The sequence below is a fragment of the Lottiidibacillus patelloidae genome (assembly GCF_002262935.1).
Taxonomy (GTDB): domain Bacteria; phylum Bacillota; class Bacilli; order Bacillales; family SA5d-4; genus Lottiidibacillus; species Lottiidibacillus patelloidae.
In genome coordinates this window covers 593,035-613,536 of the sequence record NZ_NPIA01000001.1, presented here as the reverse complement: position 1 = coordinate 613,536, position 20,502 = coordinate 593,035, and the positions used below count along the sequence as shown (strand labels likewise).

17 protein-coding genes are annotated in these 20,502 nt (G+C 36.9%); all 17 read right to left on the bottom strand.

The genetic code is table 11. The annotated features are described in order from the left end of the window. Positions 1 to 11 precede the first annotated feature (11 nt). The 17 genes from CIB95_RS03365 to CIB95_RS03285 all read right to left on the bottom strand — a co-directional run bounded on the left by CIB95_RS03365 (position 12) and on the right by CIB95_RS03285 (position 20,498). A complete protein-coding gene (locus CIB95_RS03365; RefSeq protein WP_094921783.1) occupies positions 12 to 971 on the bottom strand; it encodes a polysaccharide deacetylase family protein in 960 nt (319 codons plus the stop codon). A 143-nt stretch (positions 972 to 1,114) separates the two neighbouring features. Continuing rightward, positions 1,115 to 3,241, bottom strand: coding sequence for a polyribonucleotide nucleotidyltransferase (pnp, locus tag CIB95_RS03360; RefSeq protein WP_094921780.1), 2,127 nt, complete (start codon positions 3,239 to 3,241; stop codon positions 1,115 to 1,117). A gap of 155 nt (positions 3,242 to 3,396) precedes the next feature. Beyond that, positions 3,397 to 3,666: a 30S ribosomal protein S15 gene (rpsO, locus tag CIB95_RS03355; protein WP_094921777.1), complete on the bottom strand. Its 270-nt coding sequence runs from the start codon at positions 3,664 to 3,666 to the stop codon at positions 3,397 to 3,399. 137 nt (positions 3,667 to 3,803) lie between these two features. After that, positions 3,804 to 4,742: a bifunctional riboflavin kinase/FAD synthetase gene (locus CIB95_RS03350; RefSeq protein ID WP_094921775.1), complete on the bottom strand. Its 939-nt coding sequence runs from the start codon at positions 4,740 to 4,742 to the stop codon at positions 3,804 to 3,806. A gap of 11 nt (positions 4,743 to 4,753) precedes the next feature. Beyond that, positions 4,754 to 5,659 carry a tRNA pseudouridine(55) synthase TruB gene (truB, locus tag CIB95_RS03345; protein WP_094921772.1) on the bottom strand — a complete coding sequence of 302 codons (906 nt, stop codon included), beginning with the start codon at positions 5,657 to 5,659 and terminating at the stop codon, positions 4,754 to 4,756. A 136-nt stretch (positions 5,660 to 5,795) separates the two neighbouring features. Continuing rightward, positions 5,796 to 6,140, bottom strand: coding sequence for a 30S ribosome-binding factor RbfA (gene rbfA / locus CIB95_RS03340; protein WP_094921769.1), 345 nt, complete (start codon positions 6,138 to 6,140; stop codon positions 5,796 to 5,798). 19 nt (positions 6,141 to 6,159) lie between these two features. Continuing rightward, complete coding sequence (locus CIB95_RS03335) at positions 6,160 to 6,438, bottom strand: DUF503 domain-containing protein (RefSeq protein ID WP_094921766.1); 279 nt, start codon at positions 6,436 to 6,438, stop codon at positions 6,160 to 6,162. Continuing rightward, positions 6,435 to 8,669 (bottom strand): translation initiation factor IF-2, encoded by a 2,235-nt coding sequence (infB, locus tag CIB95_RS03330; protein ID WP_094921763.1) that lies wholly within the window; start codon positions 8,667 to 8,669, stop codon positions 6,435 to 6,437. Before infB ends, CIB95_RS03335 begins: the two co-directional genes overlap by 4 nt. 16 nt (positions 8,670 to 8,685) lie before the next feature. Continuing rightward, on the bottom strand, positions 8,686 to 8,985 hold the full coding sequence (locus CIB95_RS03325; protein ID WP_094922165.1) for a YlxQ family RNA-binding protein: 300 nt from the start codon (positions 8,983 to 8,985) through the stop codon (positions 8,686 to 8,688). Positions 8,986 to 8,990: 5 nt separating this feature from the next. Beyond that, positions 8,991 to 9,260 carry an RNase P modulator RnpM gene (gene rnpM, locus CIB95_RS03320; protein WP_094921760.1) on the bottom strand — a complete coding sequence of 90 codons (270 nt, stop codon included), beginning with the start codon at positions 9,258 to 9,260 and terminating at the stop codon, positions 8,991 to 8,993. A 19-nt stretch (positions 9,261 to 9,279) separates the two neighbouring features. Further along, complete coding sequence (gene nusA / locus CIB95_RS03315; RefSeq protein ID WP_094921757.1) at positions 9,280 to 10,359, bottom strand: transcription termination factor NusA; 1,080 nt, start codon at positions 10,357 to 10,359, stop codon at positions 9,280 to 9,282. Positions 10,360 to 10,377: 18 nt separating this feature from the next. Next, complete coding sequence (rimP, locus tag CIB95_RS03310; RefSeq protein ID WP_142296458.1) at positions 10,378 to 10,851, bottom strand: ribosome maturation factor RimP; 474 nt, start codon at positions 10,849 to 10,851, stop codon at positions 10,378 to 10,380. A gap of 147 nt (positions 10,852 to 10,998) precedes the next feature. Further along, complete coding sequence (locus CIB95_RS03305; protein ID WP_094921754.1) at positions 10,999 to 15,306, bottom strand: PolC-type DNA polymerase III; 4,308 nt, start codon at positions 15,304 to 15,306, stop codon at positions 10,999 to 11,001. 137 nt (positions 15,307 to 15,443) lie between these two features. Continuing rightward, entirely contained in the window at positions 15,444 to 17,144 is a 1,701-nt protein-coding gene (locus tag CIB95_RS03300) for a proline--tRNA ligase (protein ID WP_094921751.1), read from the bottom strand. A 101-nt stretch (positions 17,145 to 17,245) separates the two neighbouring features. Continuing rightward, positions 17,246 to 18,511, bottom strand: coding sequence for an RIP metalloprotease RseP (rseP, locus tag CIB95_RS03295; protein WP_094921748.1), 1,266 nt, complete (start codon positions 18,509 to 18,511; stop codon positions 17,246 to 17,248). Positions 18,512 to 18,526: 15 nt separating this feature from the next. Next, positions 18,527 to 19,675 (bottom strand): 1-deoxy-D-xylulose-5-phosphate reductoisomerase, encoded by a 1,149-nt coding sequence (dxr, locus tag CIB95_RS03290; RefSeq protein ID WP_094921745.1) that lies wholly within the window; start codon positions 19,673 to 19,675, stop codon positions 18,527 to 18,529. 31 nt (positions 19,676 to 19,706) lie between these two features. Next, positions 19,707 to 20,498: a phosphatidate cytidylyltransferase gene (locus tag CIB95_RS03285; protein WP_094921742.1), complete on the bottom strand. Its 792-nt coding sequence runs from the start codon at positions 20,496 to 20,498 to the stop codon at positions 19,707 to 19,709. Between the last annotated feature and the right edge of the window lie 4 nt (positions 20,499 to 20,502).

Here is a 20,502-nt window from a genome sequence, read left to right as displayed (position 1 = left end):
ACTATTTCTTATTATTTATCAATACGAGCCTCGCTTAATAATTGCGTTACTGTTCCAATGGAATACCCTTTCGCTTTTAAACCTTCTATTAACAATTCCAACCCTTCTGCAGTTGGTTCTGTAGGATGCATTAATATCATCGCCCCTGGATGAACTTTGCGAAGTACACGATTCATCATTTCCGTTGCATTTGGTTTTTTCCAATCCACAGTATCTACAGACCAGAGAATGGTGTACATACCCATTTCATTAGCGATTTTAACCACTTCATCTCGGTAACTCCCACTAGGTGGAGCAAACCACTTCGGCTTCTTCCCTATCGTTTCCTCGATGACATCATTTGTTTTTTGTAATTGCTCACGAATTCGATTAGCACTTAATTTTTTCATATCTGGGTGAGAAAAGGAGTGGTTACCAAGTTCGTGCCCTTCATCGTATAGCATTTTGGTTAGATCAGCATTTTTTTTCACCCAATTACCTTCCAGAAAAAAAGTACTGCGAACTTGATGTTTTTTTAAGACATCGACCATTTTAGGTAAATACTCATTTCCCCAAGCTACATTAATAAGCAGAGCAACCATTGGTTTATCAGGGTTACCACGATATACAGGAGATGGAGGTAAATCTTCTAAGTGAACGGTTGGTTTCACTTGCTTATATACAAGCTTTTCCTCATTAAATACCCCATCTTTTTTCATGGCCTTATATGATGCATCTATATCTACTTGTTTTCCATTGTAACCTGGAGTAGCCTTCCAAACGGGATCTAAGACGGCGTCTTTTGCTTTTACTTCATATTTACTAGCCTTATCTTGTATTTCTATATATAACTCATCTTTCTGTTTTGAAGCTACTACTGATAAGTCTTTTATTTGCTCGACATAACTTGTCGTAAATGGATTTTCGATTGAACCAATTGATATTAACGCAATAATAATAAATGCAATTACATTATACCTACCTTTACTCATATCGTTCCCCCCTTGTACTAAAAATTATGTATGAAACGGACAAGGTAGAACAAAAGAAACAATACATCTGTATGAGAAGAAGTGTCTCAATAACAAAAAAAGCTTAAGGGGAATTTTATTCTCCTTAAGCTTTTGAGTATGTTTTATGATTTTTGTTCCTCTGCAGCCTTTTGTTCTTTAAGAACTGCTTTACGAGATAAATTAACACGGCCTTGATTATCAATTTCAGTAACCTTAACCATTATTTCGTCTCCAAGCTTTAAGATGTCTTCAACTTTTCCTACTCGCTCTTCTGCAAGTTCCGAAATGTGAACTAAACCATCTTTTCCTTTGAAGATTTCAACGAAGGCTCCGAACTTTTCAATTCGTTTTACTTTACCTAAATACGTAGTTCCTACTTCCACTTCGCGAACTAAATCTTCAATGATTTTCTTCGCTTTTTCATTCATCGCTTGGTCCACTGATGCAATGAAAACTGTACCATCTTGTTCAATGTCAATTTTCACGCCAGTTTCTTCAATGATTTTGTTAATCATTTTTCCACTTGGTCCAATTACATCACGGATCTTGTCTGGTTTAATTGCCATCGTAATAATTTTTGGAGCATGTTTAGAAAGCTCTTGGCGAGGACCAGAAATTGTAGTTGCCATATGATCTAAAATTTCCATACGCCCTTTTTTCGCTTGTGCTAATGCTTCTTCAAAGATTTCACGAGTAATACCAGCAATCTTGATATCCATTTGTAAGGCAGTAATACCATGCTCTGTACCAGCTACTTTAAAGTCCATATCACCTAAGTGATCTTCCATTCCTTGAATATCAGTTAAGACAGTATAATCTTCACCTTCCATAATTAAGCCCATTGCAATTCCTGCTACTGGTGCTTTAATTGGAACTCCAGCATCCATCATTGCTAACGTACTTCCGCAAATACTAGCCTGTGAAGATGATCCATTTGATTCTAATACTTCAGATACTAAACGAATCGTGTAAGGGAAGTCAGCTTCAGAAGGAATAACAGGTTCTAGAGCTTTTTCTCCTAGTGCACCATGGCCAATTTCACGACGACCTGGTCCACGAATTGGTCCTGTTTCTCCAACACTAAAATTAGGGAAATTATAATGGTGCATAAAACGTTTCGATTCTTCTATACCTAAACCATCAAGAATTTGAACATCACCTAATGGTCCTAATGTACAAATACTTAACGCTTGAGTTTGACCTCTAGTAAATAATCCAGAACCATGTGTTCTAGGTAAAACAGAAGTTTCTGTAGAAAGTGGACGAATTTCATCAATATTACGACCGTCAGGACGAACCTTTTCCTTCGTAATTAAGCGACGAACTTCTTCTTTCACAAACTTTTGTAAGATTTCTTTTACTTCACGAACGACAGCGTCTTTTTCTTCTAGCTCGTCCATCGCTTCATATTCAGCAACTACCTCATTTATAACAGTAGATATTGCTTCTTCCCTTGCATGCTTTTCAAACACTTTTACCGCTTCTTGAATACGGCTATATGCTTTAGGACGTAGATCTTCTTCTAATGAAGCATTCGTTCCTTTTAGTTCAACTTCCATTTTCTCTTTACCAATTTCAGCAACAATTTGTTCTTGGAAAGCAATTAATTTCTTAATTTCTTCATGACCAAAAACAATAGCTTCTAACATAATTTCCTCTGGTACTTCTTTTGCGCCAGCTTCAACCATGTTAATTGCATCCTTTGTACCAGCAACAACTAAATTCATTTCACTTTGTTCTTGTTGTTCTACAGTTGGATTTATGATGAATTCGCCACCAATTCGTCCAACAGTAACTCCTGCTATTGGTCCTGAAAAAGGAATGTCAGAAATGGAAAGTGCTAAAGAAGAACCTACCATTGCAGCCATTTCAGTCGAACAATTTTGATCAACACTCATGACAATACTAACAACTTGTAATTCATTACGGAAACCATCAGGGAATAACGGACGAATCGGTCGATCAATTAATCTTCCTGCAAGTACCGCTTTTTCACTAGGTCTTCCCTCACGCTTAATAAATCCTCCTGGGATTTTACCAGCTGCGTATAATCGCTCTTCATAATTTACTTGAAGTGGGAAAAAACCAATATCTTTTGGGTGCTTTGAAGCTGTTGCTGTAGATAATACAACAGATTCACCATATTTAACTAAAACAGCACCGTTTGCTTGTTTTGCAAGTTGGCCAGTTTCAACTGTAAGTTCACGACCAGCCCATTCCATTGAAAACGAACGTTTTTGTTGTTCCATTTATGTACTCCTCTCGAGCTTTTCTTCATTTATTATTAGTATATCCTTAAGTATAACGGTTAAATATTAGGTAATTCAAACCACTGTTACTAAGGATTTCCATTATGCAAAATATAACAAAAAAGCGGGAAAAAAATCCCCGCTTTTGCTTGTCATTATCGACGTAATCCAAGTTTGTTAATAAGGTCACGGTAACGTGATACGTCCTTATTACGTAAATACGCTAATAAGTTACGACGCTTACCAACCATCTTTAAAAGACCACGACGTGAATGGTGATCCTTCTTGTGAGTGCGTAAGTGATCGTTTAACGTATTAATGTTTTCTGTTAGGATAGCGATTTGGACCTCTGGAGAACCAGTGTCACCCTCGTGAGTTTTGAACTCATTGATTAATTCGTTTTTACGTTCTTTTGTGATTGCCATCCTGTTCACCTCCTCAATATTAAAATCCCCAGTTACCTCGCATGCGTTGGTGAATCGCTATGCCAAGCAAAGGTTGCCATGAATAATCATGTACAAACAATAGAATACAGTTTTTCGTAACAAATTGCAAGTTCATTTTATTTCCTATTCTTGAAAAACTGCTCCGTATCCTTTATATCTTGCTTAATTTGTCCCAAGAGTTCGTCGATTGAAGAAAACTTTTTTTCATCTCTTAGTCTTGTTAACCAAGTTATTTTTACTGTTTTCCCATATATATCTTCGGAAAAATCAAGGATGTGCACTTCTACCGTTTGTTCAAATGTATCGTGAAATGTTGGCTTTTTCCCTATATTACATACGCCTTTATACCATTCCCCTTCAACGAGTACATTTACACTATAAACGCCATTTTTTGGACATATGTAGTTTTCATCTAACTTAATATTAGCTGTAGGAAAACCAAGTTGCCTGCCTCGTTGTTCACCTTTGATTACGGTCCCTTCAACTTCGTAGAAACGACCTAAGTAGTCCACAACATCACTTACTTTGCCATCAATAATAAGTGACCTTATTAAAGTTGAACTTATTTTTTCATCACTTTTGACAACTTTACCGATTTCTGTTTGATCAAAGGCCCCTCTAGAATGAAAAGGTAATGTCTCCATTGTTCCTCTGCCAAGTGATCCATAACTAAAATCAAAACCGGCGACAACATGTACTGTATTTAATGCAATGATATATTGGTCTACAAACTGTTGTGGTGTTAGCTTTGCAAAGTCTTTATCAAATTTTATTACATAGCATTTATGTACACCTAATGAAGCAATTCTTTTTAATTTTTCTTGAAGCGGAGTTAGGTATTCAACTTCTCTTTTCCCATTACTCAAAACTACTAAAGGATGAGGATGGAAGGTCATAACAGCAGCTTCTACACCTCTTACATTCGCTGTATTAACGGCAGTGTTAATGACTTTTTGATGTCCTAGATGAACGCCGTCAAAAAATCCTAATGCGATTACTTTTGGTTTCATCTCTTCTATAAATTCATGTGGATGAGTGATGTTGTATGTTTCCACGATTCCACCTACTAACTAAATACTTTTTCGGGCTTAATTAATCCTGTTTTTGTTGGATGTTTTTGGTAGATAGCTAAACAACGTCCGCTTTCATCATAAACAACAAATTTTTCAGGCAAGTCCTCTGTTATTTCTAGCACAGCCCCATTACTAATCTTAAGTGCAAGTTTATCATTTACAACCCATTTAGGAAAGTGTTTAAGCGCTTCTTCAACTGACACTAAAAAACCATGATTATCTTCTTTTAGTAACTCTTCTAACTGCTCAAACGTAAATGTATCTTCTAATGTAAACGGACCTGAAGCTGTTCTTACAAGTGAAGACATGTGCGCTGGATACCCTAAGGCTTTTCCAATGTCAGTAGCTAACGTTCTAATGTAAGTCCCTTTACTGCATGCAACACGTATAGAAAATGTTAAAGGATTACCCGAAAAAATTTCTGTATTGTCTAGAAGTTCAATATTATGTATCTTAATTGTCCGTTCTGGTCTTTCTACTGTTTCTCCAGCCCTTGCATATTCATAAAGTTTTCTACCGTTTACTTTTACTGCAGAATACATTGGAGGAATTTGAGTAATTTCACCAGTGAACTTTTGTAATACAGCATTAATCTCTTCTTTTGTAAAAGAATTAGTTACCGCTACTTCCTCGACTGTTTCTCCAGTTTGATCTTCAGTCGTTGTTGATTTCCCAAGTGAAATTTCCGCTTCGTATTCTTTTGGAAAATCTGTTACGTATTGAACTATTTTGGTTGCCTTCCCGATACAAATTGGCAAGACGCCATTTACTTCTGGATCTAGTGTTCCTGTATGACCAACTTTACGCGTCTTAAGCATCCTTCTAATAATCGCAACACAATCATGGGACGTCATACCTCTTGGCTTGTGCAACGGTAAAACACCATTGTACTGTTCCATTTAGGATCCTCCTTTAATAAAAAAGCACGAATTGGCGAACCTTTCGGTGAAGCCTTTCCGTGGTTCCACTTTTACTTTATCTTTTTATATCGATTTATTAAAGAAAAGGATAGACGAAATGTCTATCCCCAATCATTTACTCTTTATTTAAATCTCCTAAAAGACGTTCAATTTTATTACCATATTCAATCGATTCATCAAATTGGAAAGATAATTCTGGTGTCTTTCTTAATCGAACACGCTTACCAATTTCTGAACGAATAAATCCGGTAGCTTTTATTAAAGCTCCGAGCGTAGCTTCTTTTTGTTCACTATCTCCAAGTACTGTAATAAATACAGTTGCTTGTTGCAAGTCTCCTGTAACATCAACAGCAGTAACAGTGACAAAGCCTACTCGAGGATCTTTTAATTTACGTCCAATAATATCCCCAAGTTCTTTTTTCATCTGTTCGCCGATGCGGTTTGCACGAATTTTGCTCATGTTGCAACACCTCGCTTCATTATAACCACTCAAAGTGAGTAACTGTTCTTTCCAAATCTCCGTGAGAATCAATAATTTTTAAAGCACGATTAAGCTCTTTTTCAGCTTGAACTTTATCTTTAGAAACAGTTACCATTTCTAAAGCTGTCCGCTGCCACAAATCATGGAAATCAGCCTCAGTTAATGCGATATTACCACTTTGTGAAATGCGGTTCATAAGTCTTTTTAACACAGAGCGTTTATCTTTTAATGAGTGCAGATTATATAATATGCATTCACAGCGAACAAATCCTATCATTTACGTTTAATTTCTTCCATAACGTAAGCTTCGATTATATCGCCTTCTTTAATATCATTGAATTTCTCTAATGTAATACCACACTCATAGTTTTGTGCAACTTCCTTCACATCATCCTTAAATCTGCGAAGTGTATCAAGTTCACCTTCATAAACAACGATACCATCACGGATAAGACGAACACTTGAGTCACGTGTTACTTTTCCTTCAGTTACGTAACATCCAGCAATTGTTCCAACTTTAGAAACTTTGAAGATTTCACGTACTTGTACTTGACCAATTACTTTTTCTTCGTATTCTGGGTCAAGCATACCCTTCATAGCCGCTTCCATTTCTTCAATCGCCTTATAAATAATACGGTGAAGACGTACATCAACATCTTCTACATCTGCAGTACGCTTAGCATTTACATCAGGGCGAACATTAAATCCGATTACGATTGCACTAGAAGCAGAAGCTAAAATAATATCTGATTCTGTAATTGCCCCAACACCCGTATGAATGATGTTAATTTTCACACCTTCTACATCTATCTTTTGAAGGGAAGCTGCCATTGCTTCAACAGAACCTTGTACGTCTGCTTTAACGATGACGTTAATTTCTTTCATTTCGCCTTCTTTGATTTTGTTGAATAGATCATCTAAGCTAACTTTAGATTTTTCTCCACGATCTTCTTCTCGTTGTTTTGTAGCACGAGCTTCACCAACTGCACGTGCTTGTTTTTCATCCTGGAATACAAGGAATTGATCCCCAGCATGAGGAACTTCATTTAATCCAGTAATTTCTACAGGTGTTGAAGGTGGTGCTGCTTTCACGCGGCGACCTAAATCATTAACCATTGCACGAACACGACCGAATGCATTACCTACAACGATTGGATCTCCAACTCTCAATGTACCGTTTTGAACTAGTAAAGTCGCTACAGCACCTTTTCCTTTATCAAGTTCTGCCTCAATTACCGTACCAGCAGCAAGTCGATTAGGATTTGCTTTATATTCTTCTACTTCAGCAACTAACAGTATCATTTCCAGTAATTCATCAATACCTTCACCTTTAATCGCAGATAGCTTAGTGAAGATTGTGTCTCCACCCCACTCTTCTGAAACTAAACCGTGTTCCGTAAGTTCTTGCATCACTCGGTCAGGGTTAGCGCCCTCTTTATCCATTTTATTAACTGCAACGATAATAGGAACTTCAGCTGCTTTCGCATGATTAATCGCTTCAATCGTTTGTGGCATTACTCCATCATCAGCTGCAACAACTAGAATTGTAATATCAGTTACTTGTGCTCCACGTGCACGCATTGTAGTAAATGCGGCGTGACCAGGTGTATCAAGGAATGTAATCTTCTTACCTTGCTCCTCAATTTGATAAGCACCGATATGCTGCGTAATTCCACCAGCTTCTCCAGCTGTTACTTTTGTGTTACGAATCGAGTCTAATAATGTAGTTTTACCATGGTCAACGTGACCCATAATAGTAACGACTGGTGGACGAATTTGTAAGTCTTCTTCCTTTTCATCCATTTCGTATTTTGCGAAGTCAGTGTTTTCAAGGATGATTTCTTCTTCTACCTCAACACCATATTCGCCTGCAATTAATTCAATTGAGTCTGCATCAAGTTCTTGATTAATTGTCGCCATCGTTCCAAGCATAAATAGCTTTTTAATAATTTCTGTAGGTTCTTTGTGAATTTTCTTCGCAAGCTCACCAACAGTTAAAGAGCCAGTAAACGTAATTTTAGAAGGCATTTCCACTTTTTTAGGCTGTTGAACTTGTTGTTGTTGTTGAGCACCTTTATTAGGCTTTTGCTTATTTTTGTTATTGTTTCGATTATTGTTGTTTGGACGATTATTGTTGTTCGGACGATTGTTATTTCCCGGGCGATTGTTATTGTTTTGTCCACCTGGTCGGTTGGTATTCCCAGCTGGCTTGTTTGAAGTGTTTTTAGCACCCTGGTTACTAGGTTGTTTATTACCTTGATTTGTAGGTTTTTTCGCATTATTTTGGTTAGTAGCTTGTTGCTTAGAATCAGGCTTGTTATTTTCTTGCTTTGCTGCCTTTTCCTTTGTTGCACTAGCAATTTTACTATCTAACTTTTGAATAACATCATTATCAATTGTAGACATATGATTGGAAACTGGAATGTTTAATTCCTTTAACTTTGTAATTACTTCTTTACTTGAAACGTTCTTTTCTTTTGCGTATTCATATACACGTATTTTGCTCATACATTCACCCCCGAGTTTATTCATCGAGTAAAGCTATTAATTTCGTTGCAAAGCCTTGATCATTTACCCCAACAACGACACGCTCACTTTTCCCGATTGCCTTCCCTAAACGTTGTCTATCTGTAACGATTCGAAACGGCACATTATAAAACGTACATTTATCCATCACTTTTTTCTTCGTATTCTGCGAACCGTCTTCAGCTAGTAAAACTAATTTCGCATTTTTGTTCCGAACATCCTTGATTACTAGCTCTTCGCCAGAAATGATTTTTCGTGCCCGATATGCGAGTCCAAGAATTGATAGCCATTTCTCCATCGCAATCAACTTTCATTTCCAACAAGATTGATTAAATCTTCATAAACAGAAGGATCAACATTAGCTTGTAATTGCTTTCCTAGAACATTTCTCTGTTTTGCTAAATTAATTACTTCAACCGTTTTCGTCAAATATGTACCACGGCCAGCCTTCTTGCCTGTTGGATCTACGGAAACAATTCCTTCAGGTGAGCGGACAACGCGAATCATTTCTTGTTTAGGTTTCATTTCTTGTGTCACAACACATTTACGTAATGGGATTTTGCGCTTTTGCATCCGATTTCACCTCTCACATTTAATCTCTTTCTACGATAACATCTTCATCAGTCAGAAGCCCTAATTCTCTCGCTTCTGTCTCACTCTTAATATCAATTTTCCAACCAGTAAGTTTAGCAGCTAAGCGTGCATTTTGCCCTCTTTTACCAATAGCTAATGACAATTGATAGTCAGGAACAATTACTAACGTTGCTTTATCTTCTTCATTAACATCAACCTTTAATACTTTTGAAGGGCTAAGTGCATTTGCCACATATTCCACAGTATCTTCAGACCAACGTACGATATCAATTTTCTCACCTTTTAATTCATCAACAATTGCTTGTACGCGAACACCTTTTTGACCAACACAAGAGCCAACTGGATCAACATCAGCATTTTCTGCATAAACAGCAATTTTCGAACGATCCCCAGCTTCACGAGCAACGCTACGTAATTCCACTGTCCCGTCAAAAATTTCAGGAACTTCTAATTCAAACAAACGCTTTAAAAGACCTGGGTGTGTACGAGAAACGTATACTTGTGGCCCTTTCGTTGTGTTTTCAACTTTAGTAATTAATACTTTAATACGATCGTGTGCATTGTATCGCTCATTAGGCATTTGTTCAGATGCAGGTAATAATGCCTCAATCTTCCCTAAGTTTACGTAAATAAAACGAGCATCTTGACGTTGAACAATTCCCGTCATAATATCTTCTTCACGTTCAATAAATTCAGAATAAATGACACCACGTTCCGCTTCACGTACACGTTGTGTAACCACTTGTTTCGCATTTTGAGCAGCAATTCGTCCAAAGTCTTTAGGTGTAACTTCAAGTTCTACTACATCTTCTAAATTATATGCAGGATCCATCGATCTAGCTTCAGCAAGTGAAATTTCAGTCGTCGTGTCTAAAACCTCTTCCACTACATCTTTACGAGCGAAGACACGAATTTGTCCAGTATCACGATTGAAATCGACACGAACATTTTGCGCCTGATTAAAATTCTTTTTATATGCCGATACTAAGGCAGCTTCTAAAGCTTCAATGATAATTTCTTTGTCGATTCCTTTTTCTTTTTCTAAAAGTGTTAATGCATCTAACAATTCACTGCTCATTATTTCGTTCTCCCCTTCTTAATTGAAAACAACTGCCAGTCTTGCACTAGCAACCTTATCTAAAGGTATTTCAAATTTTTTTGCTATCGCTTTCACTTTAACAGTAATAAATAATGTCTCACCGTTAAATTGTGTAAGTTCCCCTTCAAAAGCTTTTGCTCCTTCAATCGGTTCATAAAGCTTAACGTGAACATTCTTCCCAACAGCATTGTAGAAGTCCTTTTCTTTCTTCAGAGGTCTTTCTGCTCCTGGGGATGACACTTCTAGAAAATACGCTTGTGTTATAGGGTCATGTTCATCTAATAGTTCACTTAATTTTTCACTTACTTTACCGCAATCCTCTATATCTACTCCGGTTGCTGAGTCAATATAAACACGTAAGAACCAGTTCTTTCCTTCCTTCACAAATTCAACATCGACTAATTCGAGGTTCAATTCTTCAAGAATTGGTTTTACTAGTTGCTCTGTAACATCTGTTGCTTTAGAGCTCACTCTTGTTCCCCCTTTTTTCTTTAATTGGAACATTTTTTCTTTTTTACAAAAACGAAAGAGTGGGTTTCCCCACTCTTTTTTCGCGTCTATTGATAGTATACCCAAGTTAAATATACCATAACCATAGGTTTCTTGCAACAAATCCCATTAGAACAACGATAACTGGTTCGCTTCAGGTAAACCTTCTAGACAACCTTGGCTATCCAAATACTCTAGTACTGTTTTTGAAATTTTACTACGTTGTTGTAAGTCTTCTTTTGATAAAAATTCCCCATTCTCACGAGCATTTACGATATTAAGGGCAGCATTTGTTCCTAATCCAGGAATTGAATTGAACGGTGGAATTAACGAATCCCCATCAACGATAAAGTCCGTTGCACTAGAACGATATAAATCAACTCTTTGGAAGCGGAATCCACGTTCACACATTTCTAGGCAAACCTCGAGAACTGTTAATAAACTTTTTTCTTTCGGTGCAGCGTCTAGTCCTTTGCCATTAATTTCTTCAATTCTTGCTCTTAAAGCTGTAGAACCTTTCGCCATTGCATCGACATCAAAATCATCAGCTCGGACAGTAAAATATGCTGCATAAAATAAAATTGGGTGATGAACTTTAAAATATGCAATCCTTACAGCCATCAGTACATAAGCCGCAGCATGTGCTTTCGGGAACATATACTTTATTTTATTACATGAATCAATATACCAGTCAGGTACATTGTGCTTCTTCATTTCGTCTATCCACTCATCTTGCAGCCCTTTTCCTTTACGAACAAACTCCATGATCTTAAAGGCTAATGAAGGTTCTAAACCTTTATAAATAAGATAAACCATGATGTCGTCACGACATCCAATTACATCTTTTAGCTCACACGTTCCATTATAAATAAGTTCATTAGCATTTCCGAGCCATACATCAGTTCCATGTGATAATCCAGAAATCTGAACTAATTCGGAAAACGTTGTCGGCTTTGTTTCTTCAAGCATTTGTCTTACGAATCTTGTTCCGAATTCAGGGATTGCTAGTGTTCCTGTTTTCGTCATAATTTGTTCTGGCGTGACGCCAAGAGACTCTGTTCCTCCAAATAACTTCATTACTTCGGGATCACTAGCAGGTATTGTTTTCGGATCAATCCCACTTAAGTCTTGTAGCATTCGAATTACAGTTGGGTCATCGTGCCCTAGTATATCAAGCTTTAACAAATTATCGTGAATCGAGTGAAAATCAAAATGTGTCGTTTTCCATTCACTAGTTTTATCATCTGCAGGAAATTGAATTGGTGAAAAATCGTAAATGTCCATGTAATCTGGAACTACAATAATTCCTCCAGGATGTTGACCTGTTGTTCTTTTTACACCAGTACATCCGGCAACTAAACGATCAACCTCGGCACTTCGCCAGTTTATGTCATGGTCTCCTGCATAGCCTTTAACATACCCATACGCTGTCTTTTCAGCAACTGTACCAATTGTTCCCGCACGATATACATACTCTTCACCAAACAGTTCTTTTGTGTAATTATGTGCTCGCGGCTGATACTCTCCAGAAAAGTTTAGATCGATATCGGGTACCTTGTCTCCTTTAAAGCCAAGGAATGTTTCGAACGGAATATCTTGTCCGTCTTTTGTATAGTTTGTTCCACACTTTTCACAATCCTTATCAGGAAGGTCGTAGCCGGACCCGACAGAACCATCATCGAAGAAATGCGAATGCTTACAATTCGGACAAACGTAGTGCGGAGGTAATGGGTTTACTTCTGTAATTTCTGTCATCGTTGCGACAAAAGAAGAACCTACAGATCCACGTGAACCAACGAGATATCCGTCATTAAGCGATTTTTTTACGAGTTTTGCCGATATTAAATAAATAACAGCAAATCCGTGACCAATAATGCTTTTTAGCTCTTTCTCTATTCGCGCTTCGACAATTTCTGGCAAGTCTTCTCCATAAATGCTACGAGCCATCGAGTAAGTCATTTCACGTATCTCTTCATTAGCGCCTTCAATCTTTGGTGTATATAGTTCATCTCTTATCGGCTTCACATCTTCTATTAGGTCTGAGACTATTTGCGGATTTGTTATAACAACTTCTTTCGCTTTTTCTTTGCCTAAAAACGACATACATTCTAGCATTTCATTTGTAGTTCTAAAATGCACATCAGGTAGCTTATGTCGATTTAATGGGTTAGCCCCACCTTGAGAGCCTATTAAGATTTGACGATATGTTTTATCAACAGGATTAATATAATGAGCATTTCCAGTTGCAACAACCGGCTTATTTAGTTTTTCACCTAACTTAACAATATTGGCTACTATTTCACGCAAAGAATGTTCATCATGGATCAAATCCATTTCTAATAAATGCTGATAGTTTTCCAAAGGCTGAATCTCGAGATAGTCATAAAATTTAGCAATCTCTTCAACTTCCTCTGGATTTTTTTGCATCATTCCTTCAAAAACTTCCCCTTTATCACATCCTGATCCAACTAAAATACCTTCGCGATATTTACTTAGAACAGATCGTGGAATACGTGGGACACGATAGAAATAATTGATGTGCGAGAATGATACAAGTTTAAACAGATTTTTTAACCCTACTTCATTTTGCGCAAACAAAATACAGTGTGACGGTCTAGATCGTTGGTAAGCTGTTTCACTTTTTGATTTTTCATTAATTTCATCGTGGAAAACGATACCTTTTTCTTTAACATCCTTTAACATTTTTAATAGTAAATGTCCTGTAGCTTCTGCATCGTAAATCGCTCGGTGATGTTGCGTTAATTCAATGTCAAACTTCTTACATAACGTGTTTAAGCGATGATTTTTAAATTGCGGGTATAAAAAGCGCCCAAGTTCTAACGTATCAATGACCGGATTTTCTGCTTTCCCTAATCCTATCTTGCGATAACCTTCGTTTAAGAACCCCATATCAAAGCTCGCATTATGTGCTACTAAAATATCATCACCAATCCAAGCGTGGAACTTCCTAAGTACTTCTTCGACTTCTGGGGCATTTTCTACCATTTCATCTGTAATCCCAGTAAGATCAGTCGTAATTTGCGAAAGTGGGTGATGAGGGTTTGCAAATGACTCAAATTTATCAATAATCTCATTACCTTTTACTTTGACTGCGGCAAGTTCAATGATTGTATCGTAAACAGCAGATAAACCAGTTGTCTCGACGTCGAAAACGACATATGTCGCTTCGACAAGATCTCGATGGGCTTCATTGTATGCTACAGGTACACCATCATCAACGAGGTTAGCTTCCACACCATAAAGCACTTTAATATCATTTTTCTTCCCGGTAGAATAAGCTTCAGGAAAAGCTTGTAATCCAGCGTGATCTGTAATTGCAACTGCCTTATGTCCCCATTTACTTGCTTGAGATACAAGCTGACTAGCAGACATTACCGCGTCCATTGTACTCATATGTGTATGCGCGTGTAACTCAATTCTCTTTTCACCATCAAGTCCTTCATCTATGCGAACTTGCGGTTGAATTTCTTGAATATCTTTTGCAATCATTACTAGATCTCTAACAAAGGTGTCGTTTTGAACACTACCACGAACTTTTAACCACATACCTTTAGAAATTGCATTTAAAATTGGTACATCATCTTTATCGCGAGAGAAAATCTTAACCATTATCGAATCCGTGTAATCTGTAATTTTAAACGTTAGTAATGTTCTACCCGAGCGCAATTCTCTCGTTTCAGCGAAGAACACATACCCTTCGATCGCAATCTTACCTTCTTCTTCTTGAATCGTTTGAATACTGACAGGTTGATCCTTAATGGAGTAGCCTAAAGAAACGGATTCAACTTTAGCATTTTCAGCAGACTTAGTCGTCGCTTGCTTTTGCTTTTCAATTATTGCCGCCATACTTTTTGTTCGATCTTCTTCTGCCTTCTGTTCGATAAACTGATCATATTCTTGTTTAGAATGTTCTACTGTCGTATCAAAAGACAAGCTAGGAAAACCGTGTTTTTCATAACCAGAACTAATTAATTCTGAAAGCTTCCGTTTTAATGCCGTAGCTTCTGTTTCATTTCTACACGCTATGGACAATTTATTGCCTTCTAATTTTGGACGTTGTTCTTGTAACAACGAAAGTAGCGACGGTGAAAGTTCCGTTAATTTTGCTAAAACGATTGGCCAATAGCTTTTCACATCTTCTTCTTTAACAGTTTTAGTCTCGGTCGAAATCTCAAAAGAGACAGTAGCAATATGTGCAAAAGATTTTTCCATTGATGCGCTAAAAACTTGATACATTTCAGCTGGTATGACTGTCGAAAAGTTAAAGTGAAAATGCCATGCCTTTGTTGACTTATTAACTTGTAGTTTTTCTATCTTTCCACTACGTAAAATCTCATTAGTTTGAAAATCTTCCAATCCTAGTTGTTGGAGGAGAATATGAAATCTTTCATTTTTCACATCATTTTCTGTGCTCATCATTTTGTCCTCCTGTTTCTCTCTCAAATAATCTATTTTTAAATTTCATTAATAACGAAAAAAATAAGGCACCTCAAAAAGAGATACCTTTATTTTATCGTTTCTTGAATTGAAAGACCACCTGTAAAATTTGTTTCTTACTTAAGTAGTTGTTGAATCTTTTCGACAAGCTCAGATTCGTGAACTTCAAATGTTTCTCCACTATGACGCAGTTTAACTTCAACAATACCTTCATTAGCTTGCTTTCCTACTGTTACACGAATAGGCATACCAATTAGGTCAGAGTCAGCAAATTTCACACCTGCGCGTTCTTTTCGGTCATCATATAACACTTCGATACTTACACCTTTTAAACGCTCATAAACTGCTTCAGAAAGTTCACGTTGCTCATCATTTTTCACATTTACTGCAATGACATGAACAGCATAAGGAGCTACATCTTTCGGCCAAACAATTCCATTCTCATCGTTATGTTGTTCAATAATGGCAGAAACGGTACGAGAAATTCCAATTCCATAACATCCCATGATCATTGGTTTCGACTTACCGTTTTCATCTAAGAATGATGCGCCCATTTTTTCTGAGTAATGAGTTCCTAATTTAAAGACTTGTCCAACTTCAATACCACGGGCAAATTTGATGATGCCTTTTCCGTCAGGAGAAACATCACCTTCTTGTATCATACGGATGTCACCGTATTCAACAGTTGCAACATCTCGCTCAATATTTACATTCTTAAAGTGCATTTCACTTTCATTCGCACCACAAACACCATTGACAACAGCAGCTACCGCATGATCGGCATACACTTTTATAGTAGATGGAATATTAATTGGTCCAACATTTCCAACTTCTACTTGTAACAATTCATGCGTTTTTTCTGAAGAAGCAAGTTCAACAGTTGAAGCATTTAGTTCATGCTTTAGTTTAATTTCATTAAGTTCATGATCTCCACGAACTAATATGAGCATAGGTTCTTCGTCAACGATATACAATAAAGACTTAATCAATCGATCTTTTGAAATTGCTAGCAGTTCACTTACTTCTTCAATTGTTTTTGCTGAACCTGTATTCACTTTTTCAAGCTCTCTTAATTCTTCATTACTTTTCACATAGTTTGTGTTTACAGCTGCCATTTCAATGTTTGCAGCATAATCAGAGCTATCAGAGTAGGCAATCGTATCTTCTCCAACATCTGCGAGCGCCATAAACTCATGCGTGTCTTTCCCACCCATTTCACCAGAGTCAGCGATTACAGGACGAAAATCAATACCACAACGAGTAAAGATATTGCTATAAGCTTGATACATTTTATCATACATAGCATCAACATCTTCTTGCGATGCATGGAAAGAGTATGCATCTTTCATAATAAATTCACGACCGCGTAGCAAGCCAAAGCGAGGACGACGCTCGTCACGATATTTTGTTTGAATTTGATATAACGTTAAAGGTAATTTTTTATAAGAATTAATCTCCGAACGCAATAAGCTAGTAATTACTTCTTCATGCGTTGGCCCTAACGCAAAGTCGCGTCCATGTCTATCTTGCAAACGCATCATCTCAGGACCATATAAATCCCAACGACCAGTTTCTTGCCATAACTCAGCAGGGTGAATCGCTGGCATTGTAAGCTCGACTGCTCCTACTTTATCTAGTTCTTCTCGGACAATTGTCTCTACTTTATGAAGTACTCGCTTAGCAAGTGGTAAATAAGAGTATACACCTGCAGCTATTTGGCGAATATATCCTGCACGAAGTAACAACTGATGGCTTACTACGTCTGCGCCTGTTGGTACTTCTTTCATTGTTGGCATAAATAATTGTGATTGTTTCATAGTTCCACCTCAAAATTCTACTTCTTTTTAATAAAAAAGCGAGAACACCGGAGTTTGACAATTCAACATCTAATCCCGTTGGTGCTCTCAGTTAGATGATTTTACAAGAAAAACTTTTGAATATCATTCCATGTGACTACTAACATTAACAGCATTAATAAGGCAAATCCAATAAAATGAATGATACCCTCTTTTTGTGGATCAATTGGCTTCCCTCTTACAGCTTCTACACCTAAAAATAATAGTCGCCCACCATCTAATGCTGGCAAAGGTAATAGGTTAAAGATTGCTAAGTTAATGCTTAACATTGCAGCCCATTTCATTAATACGTAAATGCCTTGTTGCGCAGCTACATCGGTAAATTTATAAATCCCTACTGGTCCCGATAATTGATCAAAGCCAATATCTCCTGTAACTAATCCACCTAAAGCTTTAAAAATAAGCTTTGTAATAAAAACAGTTTGATCAAAGCCATAATAGATAGCCCCAAAAATGGATAACTGTTCTGTTGGCATGTAAACACCAATATACCCGCGAGTATTGCCATCTTCCATCTCTCTTGTGCCTGGTGTCACATTGATTTCCATCTCTTCTTCTGTGCTAGGTCTTAAAATAGAAAATGTTAATTCTTTTTCTGGGTTTTCACTAACGATATTGACTAAGTCTTCCCATGATTCAATTTTATTTTCTTCAATTTGTAAGACTCTATCGCCTTCTTTTAATCCCGCTTGAACCGCTGCTCCATCTTCCGTTAATTCACCTAAAATAGGTTCATCAATAGGCGGACCTTGCAAATATCCAAAAACAGCTAGAATAACGAGAGCTAGAGCAAAGTTCATTAATGGTCCAGCAGCAATTGCAAGCGTACGCTGCCATAATGTTTTTGAACCAAACTGACGATTATACGGCGCTATTTGGTATGGCTGTTCATCAATAATAAAGTCACATCGTTCATCGACTTTATATTCTACTACTTCTTCATCAAGCGATTGTCCTTCAATGATTAGCTTATGTTCAAGTTCTGCTTTCTCAACAGTGATTATTTTCGCATTGGGATGTTTTTCTTTGTTGTTAATTATAATTTTAGAAACTTTTCCTGCTTCATTGAATATTAAGCCTATTCGTTGACCAGGTTTAACATCAACCGTTTCTGGATCTTCCCCAGCCATTCGGACGAATCCACCTAAAGGTAATAAACGAATTGTATATGTCGTTTCATTCTTTTTAAATGAAAAAACTTTCGGACCGAATCCAATTGCAAATTCTCTACATAAAATTCCTGCTCGTTTAGCAAACCATAAATGACCTAATTCATGAAAAAATATGAGCGCACCTAAAATAATAATAATTGATATTACAGTATTCACTCTCGTTCCCCACCTTTATATTTGTAGTGATCTTACACGTTCTCGCGTTTTCTGATCTACCTCTTGAATTAACTCTAATGAAGGGTGTGGTAAAACATTATGCATTTCCATTGCTCTTTCAATTAGTTCTTCAATTGCTAAAAATGAAATTTCCCCTTTTAAAAAGCGGTCTACTGCAATTTCATTCGCCGCATTTAATACTGTTGGCATTGTTCCGCCTATGCGACCTGCTTCAAATGCAAAGTCTAAACATTTAAAACGATTGACATCCATTTTTTCAAAGTGAAGTGTTCCCAACTGCCATAATTGAAGCTGTTCAGAATTTTCTACATTATAACGATTAGGATATGTTAATGCATATTGGATTGGTACTTTCATATCTGGTGTACCAAGCTGAGCCAGAACACTATTATCAGAAAACTCCACTAAGGAATGAATTATACTTTCTTTATGTAATAGTACATCAATTTTTTCATAAGGCATATTAAAAAGCCAGTGTGCTTCAATCACTTCTAACCCTTTATTCATCATTGTTGCTGAATCAATTGTAATTTTCGCACCCATTGACCAATTCGGATGATTTAGTGCATCCTCTATCGTAACACCTTGTAACTCCTCTCGTGTTTTATCACGAAAACTCCCACCTGAAGCTGTCAAAATTAATCTAGATATATCATTATTTCTATCTCCATTTAAACATTGAAAAATTGCAGAATGTTCACTGTCTACGGGTAATAAGTTAACACCGTATTTGTTAGCTTCACCCATAACGAGGTGACCAGCTGTAACTAGCGTCTCTTTATTGGCTATCGCTACGTTTTTTCTTTCTCTAATTGCAGCGAGTGTAGGAAGTAAGCCAACACTACCAATAACAGCATTTACGACTGTATCTGCTTCGTGATAGGTTGCCACTTCAACCAATCCTTCTTCTCCAAATATAATTTTTGTACCACTAGGAGCTAATTCCTGTAAGTTTTTTGCATCTTCCTGTTCCAAAACACAAACTAGTTTCGGCTTAAATTCATTAATAATACTTAAACCTAATGAAATGTTTCTGCCTAGAGAAAGAGCTACTAATGAAAGCTTTTCAGGATGAGCGCGTAGTACTTCTAATGTCTGTGTTCCGATTGACCCTGTCGCTCCTAATAAGCTAATTTTTTTCATTGCACTGCTCCTTTCTTATTAGTACATGCAGTTATATCAGTTGTAATACATATAAAAGAGAAAAAACAAAAATAGTGCTATCAAAACGGTCTAAAATTCCACCGTGTCCCGGTAATAAAGTCCCGGAATCTTTCACACCATAATATCTTTTAAATGCTGATTGAATGAGGTCTCCAAGTTGACCAGATACCCCAACGATAATTGCAATTACTAATACATATGCCATTGAATCAAATAAAGGTTGGATCATTTGGAAAACTACAGCTACAATTACAGCAGCAAAGACTCCCCCTAGTGACCCTTCGATTGTTTTGTTTGGACTAATTGCGGGCCAAAGTTTTGTTTTTCCTAGCGATTTCCCAACAAAATAAGCCCCAGAATCAGTCGCCCATATCATAAATAGAATAAAGAATAACATTGGTAAACCATTTTCATTTAATCTAACATCTAGGAAAGCGTGAAAACCGTACCCAACATACAAAATAGTTAATAAAGACACTGCTGCATCTTCAAAAGTATATTCGTTTTTACTTAACACCGTTATGATTAATAACGCTAAAGTACCGATAACAACTATATTGAACACATTAAGGTGTAAATCTAGTTGTGAAAAGTAGTCATTAGGAATAACTAGCACGAGCAGAATAAGAACACTAATTAGTCCAGATAATGAGAAAATAGATTTCTTTTTCATTGCTAATAATTCTTTTAATCCGATAATAGCCATTAAACATACTAAGATTGCAAATGGATATCCACCTAATACAGTTAATGCAATAAATGCTGCTCCTGCTATTATTCCTGTTAACACTCTTTGTTTCATGTAA

Bases quoted from the DNA above. Each gene is read 5' to 3' on its own strand.
- CIB95_RS03325 (WP_094922165.1), bottom strand. From the start codon at position 8,985: ATGGAGAAATGGCTATCAATTCTTGGACTCGCATATCGGGCACGAAAA.
- rnpM (WP_094921760.1), bottom strand. From the start codon at position 9,260: ATGCAAAAGCGCAAAATCCCATTACGTAAATGTGTTGTGACACAAGAA.
- rpsO (WP_094921777.1), bottom strand. From the start codon at position 3,666: ATGGCAATCACAAAAGAACGTAAAAACGAATTAATCAATGAGTTCAAA.
- CIB95_RS03365 (WP_094921783.1), bottom strand. From the start codon at position 971: ATGAGTAAAGGTAGGTATAATGTAATTGCATTTATTATTATTGCGTTA.
- infB (WP_094921763.1), bottom strand. From the start codon at position 8,669: ATGAGCAAAATACGTGTATATGAATACGCAAAAGAAAAGAACGTTTCA.
- truB (WP_094921772.1), bottom strand. From the start codon at position 5,659: ATGGAACAGTACAATGGTGTTTTACCGTTGCACAAGCCAAGAGGTATG.
- nusA (WP_094921757.1), bottom strand. From the start codon at position 10,359: ATGAGCAGTGAATTGTTAGATGCATTAACACTTTTAGAAAAAGAAAAA.
- CIB95_RS03305 (WP_094921754.1), bottom strand. From the start codon at position 15,306: ATGAGCACAGAAAATGATGTGAAAAATGAAAGATTTCATATTCTCCTC.
- dxr (WP_094921745.1), bottom strand. From the start codon at position 19,675: ATGAAAAAAATTAGCTTATTAGGAGCGACAGGGTCAATCGGAACACAG.
- CIB95_RS03335 (WP_094921766.1), bottom strand. From the start codon at position 6,438: ATGATAGGATTTGTTCGCTGTGAATGCATATTATATAATCTGCACTCA.
- rbfA (WP_094921769.1), bottom strand. From the start codon at position 6,140: ATGAGCAAAATTCGTGCAAACCGCATCGGCGAACAGATGAAAAAAGAA.
- pnp (WP_094921780.1), bottom strand. From the start codon at position 3,241: ATGGAACAACAAAAACGTTCGTTTTCAATGGAATGGGCTGGTCGTGAA.
- CIB95_RS03300 (WP_094921751.1), bottom strand. From the start codon at position 17,144: ATGAAACAATCACAATTATTTATGCCAACAATGAAAGAAGTACCAACA.
- CIB95_RS03285 (WP_094921742.1), bottom strand. From the start codon at position 20,498: ATGAAACAAAGAGTGTTAACAGGAATAATAGCAGGAGCAGCATTTATT.